Annotated in this window: 14 protein-coding genes; 8 read left to right on the top strand and 6 right to left on the bottom strand. The window is 37.8% G+C overall.

From position 1 onward, the window contains the following. The coding region (locus tag ACIQXN_RS18980) for an IS3 family transposase (RefSeq protein WP_402961742.1) at positions 1-88 on the top strand (88 nt) is incomplete at its 5' end. 205 nt (positions 89-293) lie between these two features. Continuing rightward, positions 294-1,124, top strand: coding sequence for an enoyl-CoA hydratase-related protein (locus ACIQXN_RS18975; RefSeq protein ID WP_402970238.1), 831 nt, complete (start codon positions 294-296; stop codon positions 1,122-1,124). 224 nt (positions 1,125-1,348) lie between these two features. Here the strand turns inward: ACIQXN_RS18975 and ACIQXN_RS18970 are convergent, their stop codons facing one another. Further along, the gene (locus ACIQXN_RS18970; RefSeq protein ID WP_029714163.1) at positions 1,349-1,549 is read right to left on the bottom strand and encodes a cold-shock protein; all 201 of its coding nucleotides are present in this window, start codon (positions 1,547-1,549) and stop codon (positions 1,349-1,351) included. 181 nt (positions 1,550-1,730) lie between these two features. After that, positions 1,731-2,696 carry a D-2-hydroxyacid dehydrogenase gene (locus tag ACIQXN_RS18965; protein ID WP_402970235.1) on the bottom strand — a complete coding sequence of 322 codons (966 nt, stop codon included), beginning with the start codon at positions 2,694-2,696 and terminating at the stop codon, positions 1,731-1,733. A 361-nt stretch (positions 2,697-3,057) separates the two neighbouring features. On the opposite strand from ACIQXN_RS18965, the gene ACIQXN_RS18960 reads away from it, so the two are divergent. The 3 genes from ACIQXN_RS18960 to ACIQXN_RS18950 all read left to right on the top strand — a co-directional run bounded on the left by ACIQXN_RS18960 (position 3,058) and on the right by ACIQXN_RS18950 (position 6,124). Then, positions 3,058-4,398, top strand: coding sequence for an aspartate aminotransferase family protein (locus ACIQXN_RS18960; RefSeq protein WP_402970233.1), 1,341 nt, complete (start codon positions 3,058-3,060; stop codon positions 4,396-4,398). 228 nt (positions 4,399-4,626) lie between these two features. Then, positions 4,627-5,241 carry an NUDIX hydrolase gene (locus tag ACIQXN_RS18955; protein WP_402970230.1) on the top strand — a complete coding sequence of 205 codons (615 nt, stop codon included), beginning with the start codon at positions 4,627-4,629 and terminating at the stop codon, positions 5,239-5,241. 82 nt (positions 5,242-5,323) lie between these two features. Continuing rightward, entirely contained in the window at positions 5,324-6,124 is an 801-nt protein-coding gene (locus ACIQXN_RS18950) for an endonuclease I family protein (protein ID WP_402970228.1), read from the top strand. Positions 6,125-6,269: 145 nt separating this feature from the next. Here the strand turns inward: ACIQXN_RS18950 and ACIQXN_RS18945 are convergent, their stop codons facing one another. The 4 genes from ACIQXN_RS18945 to ACIQXN_RS18930 form a co-directional block, all read right to left on the bottom strand. Then, positions 6,270-7,325: a lactonase family protein gene (locus ACIQXN_RS18945; protein WP_402970225.1), complete on the bottom strand. Its 1,056-nt coding sequence runs from the start codon at positions 7,323-7,325 to the stop codon at positions 6,270-6,272. A 145-nt stretch (positions 7,326-7,470) separates the two neighbouring features. After that, positions 7,471-8,673, bottom strand: a complete 1,203-nt coding sequence (locus ACIQXN_RS18940) for an adenine deaminase C-terminal domain-containing protein (RefSeq protein ID WP_402970222.1) — start codon at positions 8,671-8,673, stop codon at positions 7,471-7,473. Next, the gene (locus ACIQXN_RS18935; protein WP_402970219.1) at positions 8,606-8,995 is read right to left on the bottom strand and encodes an amidohydrolase family protein; all 390 of its coding nucleotides are present in this window, start codon (positions 8,993-8,995) and stop codon (positions 8,606-8,608) included. The genes ACIQXN_RS18940 and ACIQXN_RS18935 overlap by 68 nt, the downstream gene beginning before the upstream one ends. Positions 8,996-9,277: 282 nt before the next feature. Beyond that, complete coding sequence (locus ACIQXN_RS18930; RefSeq protein ID WP_402970250.1) at positions 9,278-9,730, bottom strand: nucleoside deaminase; 453 nt, start codon at positions 9,728-9,730, stop codon at positions 9,278-9,280. Between the two features lie 461 nt (positions 9,731-10,191). Here ACIQXN_RS18930 and ACIQXN_RS18925 point away from each other — a divergent pair, with 461 nt between their 5' ends. From ACIQXN_RS18925 to ACIQXN_RS18915, 3 genes are all read left to right on the top strand, one after another. Next, positions 10,192-10,683, top strand: coding sequence for a hypothetical protein (locus tag ACIQXN_RS18925; RefSeq protein ID WP_402970216.1), 492 nt, complete (start codon positions 10,192-10,194; stop codon positions 10,681-10,683). 456 nt (positions 10,684-11,139) lie between these two features. Then, positions 11,140-11,868 carry an amino acid ABC transporter ATP-binding protein gene (locus ACIQXN_RS18920; protein WP_402970213.1) on the top strand — a complete coding sequence of 243 codons (729 nt, stop codon included), beginning with the start codon at positions 11,140-11,142 and terminating at the stop codon, positions 11,866-11,868. A gap of 22 nt (positions 11,869-11,890) precedes the next feature. Further along, positions 11,891-12,721 carry a transporter substrate-binding domain-containing protein gene (locus ACIQXN_RS18915; RefSeq protein ID WP_402970210.1) on the top strand — a complete coding sequence of 277 codons (831 nt, stop codon included), beginning with the start codon at positions 11,891-11,893 and terminating at the stop codon, positions 12,719-12,721. Positions 12,722-12,807 lie beyond the last annotated feature (86 nt).

Here is a 12,807-nt window from a genome sequence, read left to right as displayed (position 1 = left end):
TTACTATAATAATGATCGAATTAAACAAAAACTGGCTAGCATGAGTCCAGTAAACTACCGAACTCATGCCAGCCAAATAGCTGCATAAAGAAAACACTAACTTTTAGGGGTCACTACCTTGTCACATGCTGCAACCGGCCTTCTTTATATTCCATGAGGAATAGTTATGTACAATATTTTAAAAATCCTACTTAATTCTATGAATTTGAAAATAAAACGGATAAAATGTAATTATATGTAAAATGCATTCAACTTATAGAATGCCTACATCCTGTGTATAAGGAGGAATAATAGTGTATTCAACAATTAATACCGAAATGGTTGATCATGTCTTGATCATTACACTCAATCGTCCTGAAAGAATGAATGCTTTTAATGAGAAGATGTGTCAGGAGCTGATAAATATCTTCGATAAGGCGGATGAAAATGATGATGTACGGGCTATTATTTTGACTGGAGCGGGAAAGGCATATTGTTCTGGAATGGATTTGGAAAAGGGTGTAGAAACATTTATGGATCATACTCCCTTGGTGGAGTATCGAGATACTGGAGGCGTCTTATCTTTACGGATATTTGATATGAAGAAACCAATTATAGCGGCAATTAATGGTTCGGCTATCGGTATCGGAATTACTATGACATTACCGATGGATATGCGGATTGCTTCTTCTGATGCGGAAATGAGCTTTGATTTTGCAAAACGTGGGATTACAATGGAGGCCTGTAGCGGATGGTTCCTACCAAGACTTGTCGGTATGGGAAAGGCAACCGAATGGGTGTTTACTGGCGGAATGATATCCGCAGAGGAAGCTTATGAGGCAAGATTAATAAACGAGATCGTCGAGCCCGATCAGTTGATGGCAACTGCCATGAAGATTGCGAATGACATAGCGATAAATGCATCTTCCATTTCTGTAACATTGTCTAGGCAGCTTATGTGGACGATGCTGGGAGCGAATCATCCAGTCGAATCGCATAAAATTGAGTCCAAGATGATCCATTGGACTGGAAAACAAGCAGATGCCAAAGAAGGTATAGGAGCTTTTCTTGAAAACAGAAAGCCTGAATTTACTATGAAGAGTAGTACAGATATGCCGCCGTTCTATCCATGGGGGATTGAATGAAGCTTGGAAATATCATTTATAGGGTGGCTTTATAAATAGAAGTTTATTGTACTCTTCGGAAAAATTAGGGTTTCGTTTCTTAATGTGTTATACTTTGGTTACCATTTACTAAACCTGTTTCGTTTACCCCATCTTTTGATGGGGTTTTTTTGTTTTTTAGAATTAAAACAATCAGACAAAAAAACAGACTCTCAAGTAGAGTCTGTTATATATGAGAGATCTTATTATGCTTTTTGAACGTTAGTAGCTTGGGGTCCGCGTTGACCTTGCTCAACTTCAAAAGTAACTTCTTGACCTTCGTCTAATGATTTGAAACCTTCGCTTTGAATAGCTGAGAAATGTACGAATACATCGTCTCCGTTTTCGCGTTCGATGAAGCCAAATCCTTTTTCTGCGTTAAACCATTTTACTTTACCTTGTTCCATTTTTGTTGCCTCCTAGTGTGAATCCACACATTGTGTTACTACCCTTGCTCATTTTTCAGAAGAAAAGTGTTTCACTTATCAATCTTCAAGAACAAAAATAATTCTTTTTAAGAATAACAGATACTGTCGGAATTTGCAATGACTAGAGTACCGATAATTATTCTGAATATATTGAATAGTGTTAATATCCCTTTTTGTAATTAAGTAAATTAATTTCAGGGATGTTTCCAAGAAGGTAGTTCTTTAAATTTGGAATGAATATTTCTTCAATAAGCCGTTGATCGTAAAATTCAGTATTTCCTGAAGTATGTGGGGTAATGATGACATTGTCCATCTCCCAAAGTGGACTATTTTCTGGAAGTGGTTCAGTTTCAAATACATCAAGCCCGGCACCTGCAATCTGTTGATTTTCAAGGGCCTGTACCAATTCATTTTCAATGACGATTGAGCCGCGACCGATATTCAAGAAGAAAGCAGAAGGTTTCATTAAATTGAATTCATTTTTGCCGAACATATGCCTTGTTTTCGAGGTTAATGGTAAAGTAACAATGACGTAATCACATTTAGGAAGAAACTTCATTAATTGATCCTGTGTGAACATTTCATCCACGAACTCTTCTGATTTACCGGAATGACGAACCCCAAGCACAGTCATCCCAAAAGCCTTGGCTATTTTGGCTGTTTCCTTCCCAATTTTCCCCACTCCTACGATACCGATCGTTTTATTGTGAATTTCTTCTTGCATTTGAGCATGATGCCAAATTTTCTTCTGTTGTTGTTTAACATATGTATCTATTTTTCTAGTGAACGCAAGTATTAAGGCGAAGATAGTTTCTGAAATAGGATAGGCATGCACGCCATTTGCCGTTGTTATCTGAACATTACCTTTTTCAAGAGTATCCAGTGGCAAAGCATTTACTCCTGCACTCCATGTTTGGATCCATTTTAGATTCTTTCTTTCTCCATTCATTATAAGTTGCTTCATTTCTGTTTTCCAGCCTGCAATTATTTCCGCGTCATGAATATGATCGCTCCAAATAGCTGGATCTCTACCTGTGATAATCTTCCATTCAGGAATCAACACTTGTATTTTTTCCAATAATCGCTCATCTAAATTTTGGCTTATGATGATTTTCCTGTAGTTCATAACCATTCTCCTCTCTGTATCACTTTTCTGAATTATACGTAAACTATTATCGGAATTCAATTAAACTTCTTTTTTAGACATCAATATGTGTGTTACCTAGGCGAAAAAGATGCTATTTAAATAGAGTGCAGTAAGGCAAACAAAATGTTTAAATATTTGTTCATTTACTATACAAAATGTCTAATGTAAAAGCTTCATTTTAAAAATATAATAAAAACAGGATATAGCATTTTTAGAAAGTTGATAAAGGCAGTTATTCATCATGTAACCACGTTCAATACTAGTCACTGATAAGGGAATAGAGGTCGTGCATATATAGAGTCGACCTTTCTTTATAGAATGGAAAGGGGTGGAGAGGACTATGCAAGTTGAAAAGAATACGAAAGATCTACAAGAAATGGACGAAAAATTTGTTTGGCATAATATGAAGGGTGCTGGACCAAATCCTGGGACGATGGTAGTTCAAAAAGGAAAGGGTGCCTGGGTTACTGACATCGATGGAAATCGATACCTGGATGGCATGTCGGGGTTATGGTGTGTCAATGTGGGATATGGTAGGGATGAACTTGCAGAAGCAGCTTATGAACAGCTGAAGGAACTTCCATATTCCCCATTAACGAACAGCCATGTTCCCGCGATTAAACTTGCGGAGAAATTAAATGATTGGCTTGGCGGAGACTATGTGATTTTCTTTTCCAATAGCGGTTCAGAAGCGAATGAAGTAGCGTTTAAAATTGCCCGTCAGTATCATCAGCAAAAAGGAAATCATGGACGTTATAAATTTATTTCCCGTTACCGGTCTTATCACGGGAATTCAATGGGTGCCTTGGCAGCAACCGGTCAGGCACAAAGAAAGTATAAATACGAACCACTTGCTCCAGGTTTTCTACACGTGACACCCCCTGATTCGTATCGCAATCCCGAGGATGAAAGTGGTGAGAAAAGCGCTTCTGAAATTGAACGTGCCATCACATGGGAAATGAGTGAAACAGTAGCGGCTGTTATTATGGAACCAATTATAACGGGTGGCGGTATTTTAATGCCTCCAGAAGGATATATGAGAAGGGTTCAAGAAATATGCAATAAAAATGGTGTTCTTCTGATTTCAGACGAGGTGATTTGCGGTTTTGGCCGTACGGGTAAGAAGTTCGGTTATATGAATTATGATGTACAGCCAGATATAATCACTATGGCCAAAGGGATTACGAGTGCATATCTTCCTTTATCGGCAACAGCTGTCAAACGAGAAATATATGAGGCCTACGTTGGGAAAGAAGAGTATGACCGGTTTCGACATGTAAATACATTCGGTGGAAATCCTGCTTCTTGCGCACTGGCCTTGAAAAATATGGAGATTTACGAAAATGAAAACCTGATTGAACGCTCGAAAGAATTAGGCCTTCGTCTTTTAAAGGATTTAGATGAATTGAAATCCCATCCCAACGTTGGGGATGTACGCGGTAAAGGATTGTTAGTCGGAATTGAACTTGTGGAAGATAAACAAACAAAAAGTCCGATTGCTCTTTCCGAAATGAATGGTATCATTTCTTCGTGCAAGCAAAAAGGATTGATTATCGGTAAAAATGGAGATACGGTAGCCGGCTTTAATAATGTGTTGACATTGGCGCCCCCTTTAAGCATTACCGAAGAGGATTATGCCTTCATTGTAACAACTTTAAAACAAGCGCTAGCAGAGTTATAAAGATTAATCTTTAAATCGGGGAACAGAAGTTATATTATTCTGTTCTTTTTTTCGTTCATTATCGACTGGGAATGATACACTATAATAAGATATTTTGATTCATTTTTCGTTTAAAAAAGTGGTCATCTTGGTACATAATAAAGGAATGCATTTCGGTTCCGCATGTTTTGAAAATATTAAACTGATTTGAGGCAATGAATCTATTAACTCTCAAAAGAGGTGCAGTTCATGAATAATGAAGATATAACGAAAAAATTAACTTTACATACGCCTGTTATTTTAGGAAGTGGAAATTTCGCAAAGTATGCAGTCTTGTTACCTCTCATTGAAAAGGAAGATGGAATACATGTCCTCTTCGAAGAGCGCTCACATCAACTAAGAAGGCAGCCCGGTGATATTTGTTTTCCGGGTGGAAGAATTGATCATCTTGATTTGGATGAGCAGACAGCAGCCCTTCGTGAAACATACGAAGAACTTGGTGTGCAAATGGAAGATATTTATAATGTATTTCCTATCGATTATCTAGTTTCACCTTTTGGGATGATTGTTTATCCGTACGTAGGTTTTATACCGAGGGATCAACCGCTGTCCCCAAATCCAGCTGAAGTTGAAACGGTTTTTACGGTCCCGCTTTCTTTTTTTATGGAGAGGCCTCCAGAGATATATCATGTGAATTTTAAAGTTGAGCCACTTGAAAATTTCCCACATGATTTAATTGTAGGTGGAGAGAATTACAAATGGCAGCCAAGACAGACCACTGAATATTTCTATCAGTACGAGAATCGGGTAATTTGGGGATTGACGGCAACCATTCTGACCCACTTCATTGAAATTCTTCGCTAGACCCTTCTAAAGCACCTTTTCTTTCTGCCTAAACCCTAATAAACTTTAGGTATGGTAAAATTTAGTTAAAAGGGGTGTAAGGATGAGGTATACTATGGAGCTATTGGAAATCGAACGGGAAAGAGCTATAGCCGAGCATGAAACTCTTAAAGGGAGCCGGGACTATTATGATGAAAAGGATGATCAGAAATGTCGAGAAACATATTATAATGGCGGTCCCTGGACTAAGGGAAAACTGAGTTCATTGCTGACAATCTCACATGCAAACCAGCCAAGCTATTCTCCCCACCGTTTTTTGTACCCATGGGTCGACCTTCAGGAAGACGGGAAACTGAAAAGCTTATACTCAGGTAAAGGTATGGACCCTGTCGAAGTCATCGAAGAAGATATTCGACTGCTTGAATTAATGTCTAAAGGGGTTCAGTCGACTGAGGCTGCAAGCATGACCCTCAATTGTGAGCATGTTGTTCCTCAGTCATGGTTTAGTAAAAAAGAACCGATGAGGGGGGACTTGCACCATTTATTTGCCTGTGAACCCACCTGTAACAGTAGCCGAGGGAATTTCTCCTATCACGACTTCGTGGATTATACTCCAGAAGAATTAAAAGCACGTGCTATAAAAGTGGGGTGTGGTAAAGCTGAAAAAGGGAAATTTGAGCCTGAATACGGTAAAGGGATTGTGGCTAGGGCCACATTGTATTTTTTACTGCGATATGTAGGCATGATTAATCAAGACAAGGTTAATGTAGCCCTTTTATTGGAATGGCACCGTCAATTCCCGGTCAGTCTTTATGAAAAACACCGCAATCAGGCCATCTTCGAAATCCAAGGTAACCGAAATCCATATATTGATTTTCCGGCAATGGCAGGGGAGTGGGCTTAAGGGGAACGTTAAAAGGGACTATTATCATTATTTAGAGGTTCATGGATCCTGGTATATTGGCATCATGAAAAAAAGATAAATAAATTTAAAGAGGATTGAGTCAGTTAAATTCTGCTCAATCCTCTTATTTTAATACTGGAAATATTTAAAGGAATTTTACGCAAACTGGGAAAGGTACTTTGATATCTTTTTGTAGTAAAGTCAGTTTTCCAGTTTCTTGGTTTCGGGAAAATAACGTCAAGTTCCCGGATTCCTCATTAGAAGCCACTAGGAACTTACCGCTTGGATCAATGGAGAAGTCACGCGGCCAATTCCCCTCTGTGGAAACTAGTTCTACTAAGCTCAGCTTTCCGGTTTCCTCATCGGTTTGGAAGACCGCGATGCTATCGTGGCCACGATTTGCAGAATAAACAAATTTTCCATCCGCGGAAATGTGAATGGCACTGCCTTGATTATTTTCCTGGAAATTTTCTGGGGTTGTGCGGATGGTTTGTATTTCAGAAAAACTTCCACTATGACCGTCATAAGCTAATACGATGACTTCGGGCGCAAGTTCTGCCACTACATAGGCAATTTTTCCATTAGGATGGAAGGTAAGGTGTCTTGGTCCACTTCCCGGAGTTACTGTCAAACTATTTACTTTTTCTAATACTCCGTTATGTATCCCATATGTGTTTATTTGATCGATTCCAAGATCTACAACTACTATGAATTTTTCATCCGGTGTAAATCCTGCATAATGTGCATGTGCCTTTTCCTGTCTCTCCTTATTTGGTCCCTTTCCTGTATGGCGCACTGTGGATGTAACGCCAGAAGGGGTGGAATCAGCATTAAGACTATATAGTTCAATGATACCATCTCCGTAATTGGCAGTGGCTAAAACGTTTTTATCGCTATTTATACTGATGTGACAATAAGACCCATTAGGTGTAAGGTGCTTACCAAGGTACGTAAGTTCTCCAGTCTCATCATCGATGGAGTACGAAGAAACACCTCCGCTGCCTGCCTCTTTTAAAATGGCATACAAATGTTTTTTATCTCCACTTATAGTGACATAAGTGGGATCTTTTAATTCTGCAGCAAGGACTGGTGCTGAAATTTTCCCTTCATTTGGATCAAGTGTAAATCGATAGACCCCTTGACTGTCTCCTTTAGTATAAGTGCCGATATATCCTGTGTAATTTTGTGAATGATTCCCCATAATGTTTCCCTCCTAGAAAGATAATAAGTTTATTTTAACATAGGTTGAACTTATATATCTTTCCCTGAATTAAACGAATTTGAACCTTGATTTGCGATAAATTTTACATTGAGCAATAGAAAAACTCCCGAAATGCGATGGGAGTTTAAAATGTTTCGGTTTTTCTGTTAGAAAGGCTTGCATCTATCGGAATATGATGAAACGAAGATACCAAAAATAAACCTTGAGCAGTTAATTTAATTTCAGGAATAACAGGAAGTGCTAAAAAAGCAAGTGTCAGGAATGGGTTGAAATATCTATTTGCACCAATCTTTAATAAAGCGATATCAATCTCCTTTAATAAGTGAACAACTTCAGAATAAGTAGTGGCACTCATTAGACCGGCAATCGGAAGAGGGAGCGAGGCTAATGTTTTACCATCTTGGACGATGACTAATCCGCCCTGCATTTTTTTTATTTCTTCAGCAGCAACGAGCATATCAAAGTCATTACCTGCAATTGTTAAATTGTGTGAATCATGTGAGACAGTTGTGGCGATTGCTCCTGATTGCAAGCCGAGTCCCTTGACGATTCCTAGGCCGATTTGCTTGGTCATTCGATGCCGCTCTATAACCGCAAGTTTTATTTGATCTTTAGAAGGCGATAACTGGAACAAACCGTTTTGATCGAGAGTAACTGGTTCAATAATATGTTTTGTAATTAAACTGTTCGGTGTAATCTCAATAAGATTGGCAAGGGTATCCCGTAACTTAATTATAAAATCTGAATCTGATAACTCTTGTATATGGACAGTCTGTTTTAATTCTTCCTCATTCGGATGTATGGGTATGACGGGGAAGTTTACTAATTGACCATCCTTTGCTATAAGTTTGCCATCTTTGAAAACGGATTGAATTTGGATGGAGTTAAGATCTTCGAAAAGAAGAAGGTCCGCCTTATTTCCAGGGGCAATGGCACCGTGTTCACTTAACCCAAAGCACTCAGCAGCATTAATCGTAGTCATCTGAATCGCGGTCATAGCGGGTATATCTTCTTCAATTGGGACTCTTACATTATGGTCAATGCTTCCTTCAGCTACAAGATCATCTAGGTGCCGGTCATCCGTGACGAATAAGCAACGGCGGGAACTTCTCTCTGTAACGGCAGGAAGAAGGTTACGTAAATCTTTGGCAACAGTTCCTTCAAGTAGCATAAGGTACATTCCTTTCCGGAGCCGTTCCCTTGCCTCTGTAGCTGTGATACATTCGTGATCGGTATGGATACCTGCCGCCATATAAACATTAAGCTGTTGTGCGGTTAGACCCGTAACATGGCCATCTATTTTTTTTTTTTTCGTTTTGGTGTGCAACGATTAATTTTTGCATCATATCATCATCTGGAATTGAAACGGCATGAAAATTCATCACCTCAGCTAAACCAAGCACCCCGGCATTTTTGTAAAACGGAGATAAGTCCTCACTTCTTAAAATGGCACCCGCATCCTTAAAATCAGTAGCCGGGACACAAGATGGCATCATGAAGAAAAAATCAAATGGGAGGTCGTTGGATTGTTCAATCATATATTGGATCCCTTTGCTTCCGGAAACATTGGCGATTTCATGAGGGTCCGCAACGATGCAGGTTACTCCAAGTAAAAGGAGAACTATGGCTAGTTCGGAAGGGCGTACCATGGAGGATTCAATATGAACATGGCCATCAATAAATGTAGGTGATACGAATTTACCAGAGGCATCTATTTCTGATAGTCCCTCGTAATTTCCAACCCCTGCAATATAACCATCGACAATCGCTATGTCCCCAGTAAAAACCTCACCATTAAATACATCGATGATTTTCCCATTTTTAAGGACGCAGTCAGCAGGTATTCTACCTGCCGCAACGTCAATTCTTTTTTTTTTAGTAATTTTTTTTCAATGTGAACTTCCTCCACATCAGTATCTATGTTCTTTTTGTCAGTATTCCACTTTGGCTTCAAGAGATTCCCATGTCCGGAATGGCAAATCATGGTTGGTGAAGTCTATTCTATGCATGGCGAGGGATCGGTTTTCCAACGGTATCGCAAGCTCCTGATAAATAAAGTCATCATCAAAGCCAATTTGGGCTGCATCTTCTTTTGTACAAGAATAGTAGATGGCTTTAGGACGTGCCCAGTAAAGTGCACCTATACACATCGGACACGGCTCACAACTCGTATAGATTTCGCAATCCGTAAGTTGAAAGTTATTCAAGTTTTTGCAGGCATCACGAATAGCTTGTATTTCAGCGTGTGCAGTAGGATCAATGGCTGTCGTAACATTATTACAGCCTCTTCCAATAATGACCCCATCCTTTACGATTATCGCTCCGAAAGGACCTCCGTTTTTTTTCTTTACATTTTCCGTAGCTAGTTGAACTGCCATTTCCATGAATTTTATATCCAAATAAAACACCCCTTAAAATTTTTGAAAATAAAATGATGTTACATTTTATTACATTTGATTTATATATAATATAACATAATTAGGAATATGTGGAATAATTTTTTAGAAAATATTGAATTTTCATTTGGTAGTCAAAACCACAAAACGTGTATGGAAGAATATATAACACCTTTTGAAAACTGCTCCTTGCTGTGAAAAAGTTATTATAATCATATTACCAGCAAATAAAGCTTCTAAAATGAAACCGTGCGCTACGAATATTTTGAGGCTTGTACAAGGGCAAAGTACAGGTTTTTTTCATCTTTTCATCTATCATGCTATTATTGAATGTAGACAGGAACGGGTTCTATCATTGCAAATTGAAGAATCTAATGAAAAAAATTAAGATTAGTTATTGTTTTTGGTAAGTGCGTTATATTTGATAATTAACTAAGAGATTATGTCAGATGGAAGAATACTCTAAGAGTTCTTCTTTATTTTTACTTTGGAAAATAAGTGGGTTCTATAAATTTGGAGGGATTATTGTGCTTCAGACTAATACACAATTAGTTAACTTTAATAAAATTGATGTCATTTTAAAGGAGATTGTTCAAAATTCTTATGATGAAGCCAGGAAAGAATGTGTACTTTTATGTATGGAATGCGGAGATGTTGATTTATATATTGCTGCATCAAACCATGAAGGAATGCAGGAAGCGATTAATGAGAATTTTCAAATTGATGAGGATGGTGAAATCATTAAGCAAGAAGAATATCAGCAATTTATGGATGATCTTGCAGATTACTTTTTGGAATTACATAAAGAAAGTGCTTTATTTGATTTCTTTCCAGCTGGTTATTATGAAGTGGATGGTGAAAAAAGGGAGTCGGAAACGGATATGCTTGGACCGAAAGGCCAATTTTCAGCACCATTTGAAGATGCTTTTATAAATGAATGAAATAGATAGGGAAATCAATGAAAGGCAGAATGTGAATTAACGACATTCTGCCTTTCATATTTTGTGGATTTTCTGGATAGGTCTCGTTTCTGTTTAAGTTTGTACTTTTAGTTGAGGTAATGATTTTTCCTTGTATGAAAAAGGAAAAAATTACATCGTTATAATGGTTTACAATAGAATTTTTAGCAAATATAAGTTTTTATGGTAATTTTATGTAGAATTATATATAATAAATAGTGTTATAGCTGAAATAATATTATTTGTATTGATAGTCTGATATAGCTATAAATGATGTGTTTTGTGCTAGAAGATAGAGAGTATACATAAGCTCTTAAACGGAATGTAAAAAAGAATGTCAATCCGAGAGATTTTTTTGGGGTTTTTAATTCTGATTATTTTGATTGTTTGCGGTTTTATTGGTTTCTTTGTTTATGTTGCAGGCTAGGGAGGATAAAGATGATTGTTTTTGATCAGGTTAATAAGTATTTTGGTGATTTTCATGTATTGAAAGATATTAATCTTACAATTAATAAGGGAGAAGTTGTTGTAGTAATCGGTCCATCTGGTTCAGGAAAAAGTACGCTTCTTCGTTGTATTAATCGTTTAGAAACGATATCCGAAGGTTCTTTGTCCATTAATGGATTAAATGTAGCTGATAAAAAAACAGATATCAATAAGCTACGGAGAAATATTGGCATGGTTTTTCAGCATTTTCATCTGTACCCTCATAAAACGGTACTCGAAAATATCATGCTGGCACCTAAGAAGGTATTAGGACAAACGAATGTACAAGCGGAAAAAATCGCGCAAAAGTATTTGGAAAAGGTAGGAATAGCAGATAAAGCTAATTCTTTTCCTTCTCAGCTTTCCGGTGGACAGCAACAACGTGTAGCCATAGCCAGAGGGTTGGCAATGGGGCCAGAAATCATGTTGTTTGATGAACCGACCTCAGCCTTGGATCCAGAAATGATTGGCGAGGTACTTGATGTGATGAAAACCCTTGCTCTAGAAGGAATGACGATGGTGGTAGTGACACACGAAATGGGGTTTGCCCGGGAAGTGGCAGACCGAATCGTATTTATGGACGAGGGTAGGATTTTGGAAGAGGCAATACCGGCTGATTTTTACGAAAACCCTCAAGAAGAGAGGGCGCGTCTATTTCTCAGCCGTATTTTAAATCATTAAATAAAAAATAGGGGTGATTTACATGTTGAAGAAAATGAAATGGTTACAATTAGCATTGCTATCAGTACTGGCTGTCATTTTGTTGGCAGGCTGCGGCGGGGATAATGAATCTGATGAAGGTAAAAATGGTGGAAGCAAAGACAATGAAAAAGATATGTTAACCCAAATTAAGGAAAATGATAAAATCGTATTTGGGGTAAAAAATGATACGCGTTTATTCGGGTTGAAAAATCCAAATACAAAAGAAGTGGAAGGCTTTGATATCGACATAGCAAAAGCATTAGCTGGTGAAATCCTTGGGGATGAAGAAAAAGTTGAATTTAAAGAAGTAACTTCAAAAACAAGAATGCCTTTATTGAACAATGGGGACATCGATGCGATTGTAGCTACTATGACTATTACGGAAGAACGTAAAAAAGAAGTCGACTTCACTGATGTCTATTTTGATGCTGGACAATCGTTACTTGTTAAAAAAGGAAGCGATATTAAAGGAATCGATAGCTTAAAAGGTAAAAAAGTATTGGCTGTAAAAGGTTCTACGTCAGCCATAAATATCCGTGAAAAAGCCCCTGAAGCAGAAGTGTTGGAATTCGAGAATTATTCAGAAGCATTTGCTGCCCTTAAATCAGGTCAAGGAGATACCTTGACGACAGATGATTCAATCCTTTATGGAATGGTTGATGAAGATCCGAATTACGAACTTGTTGGTGGCACATTTACTGACGAGCCTTATGGGATTGCTGTTAAAAAAGGAAATGAGAAATTTGTAGATGAATTAAACAAAGCCCTTAAAGCCATTAAAGACTCGGGGAAATATGATGAAATCCATGATAAATGGATTAAGAAGCAATAGTTTATTGAGTTAAATGAAGGTGGAAAGTAAGGGTTAAGTTTGAATTGATCTTTAGTTGCCTTCTAAAAGTTTAATATTTGTATCTG

The organism is Peribacillus sp. NPDC097295 (assembly GCF_044761665.1).
Lineage (GTDB): Bacteria > Bacillota > Bacilli > Bacillales > DSM-1321 > Peribacillus.
This window is presented reverse-complemented; position numbering and strand designations above follow the sequence as displayed.

Excerpts from the sequence above, each read along its gene's own strand:
- ACIQXN_RS18970 (WP_029714163.1), bottom strand. The coding sequence starts at position 1,549 with ATGGAACAAGGTAAAGTAAAATGGTTTAACGCAGAAAAAGGATTTGGC.
- ACIQXN_RS18965 (WP_402970235.1), bottom strand. The coding sequence starts at position 2,696 with ATGAACTACAGGAAAATCATCATAAGCCAAAATTTAGATGAGCGATTA.
- ACIQXN_RS18960 (WP_402970233.1), top strand. The coding sequence starts at position 3,058 with ATGCAAGTTGAAAAGAATACGAAAGATCTACAAGAAATGGACGAAAAA.
- ACIQXN_RS18955 (WP_402970230.1), top strand. The coding sequence starts at position 4,627 with ATGAATAATGAAGATATAACGAAAAAATTAACTTTACATACGCCTGTT.
- ACIQXN_RS18950 (WP_402970228.1), top strand. The coding sequence starts at position 5,324 with ATGAGGTATACTATGGAGCTATTGGAAATCGAACGGGAAAGAGCTATA.
- ACIQXN_RS18945 (WP_402970225.1), bottom strand. The coding sequence starts at position 7,325 with ATGGGGAATCATTCACAAAATTACACAGGATATATCGGCACTTATACT.
- ACIQXN_RS18935 (WP_402970219.1), bottom strand. The coding sequence starts at position 8,995 with ATGGTACGCCCTTCCGAACTAGCCATAGTTCTCCTTTTACTTGGAGTA.
- ACIQXN_RS18930 (WP_402970250.1), bottom strand. The coding sequence starts at position 9,730 with ATGGAAATGGCAGTTCAACTAGCTACGGAAAATGTAAAGAAAAAAAAC.
- ACIQXN_RS18925 (WP_402970216.1), top strand. The coding sequence starts at position 10,192 with ATGGAAGAATACTCTAAGAGTTCTTCTTTATTTTTACTTTGGAAAATA.
- ACIQXN_RS18920 (WP_402970213.1), top strand. The coding sequence starts at position 11,140 with ATGATTGTTTTTGATCAGGTTAATAAGTATTTTGGTGATTTTCATGTA.
- ACIQXN_RS18915 (WP_402970210.1), top strand. The coding sequence starts at position 11,891 with ATGTTGAAGAAAATGAAATGGTTACAATTAGCATTGCTATCAGTACTG.